Genomic DNA, 236 nt, shown 5'->3' with positions numbered 1-236 from the left:
CTCACCGACCCCTCGACGCACCCGGCCGGTGAACTCGTCCGGCTCTACCACGAGCGCTGGGAGATCGAGACCGCCTATGCGGAGCTGAAGTCCACGATCCTGGGCGGACACGTCCTGCGGGCCCGCACCCCGGACGGCATCGAGCAGGAGATGTGGGCACTGCTGACCGCCTACCAGGCGCTGCGGACCGCGATGACGGATGCCACCGACAGCGTCCCGGGCACCGACCCGGACCG

The 236-nt window shown here is 70.8% G+C and carries 1 protein-coding gene; it reads left to right on the top strand.

The features are described 5' to 3' along the window. Positions 1-236: transposase (locus tag Q5762_RS39635; protein ID WP_315897170.1), on the top strand; the 236-nt coding region annotated here is incomplete at both ends.

It is taken from the genome of Streptomyces sp. P9(2023) (genome assembly GCF_032436795.1).
Classification (GTDB): domain Bacteria; phylum Actinomycetota; class Actinomycetes; order Streptomycetales; family Streptomycetaceae; genus Streptomyces.
This window is presented reverse-complemented; position numbering and strand designations above follow the sequence as displayed.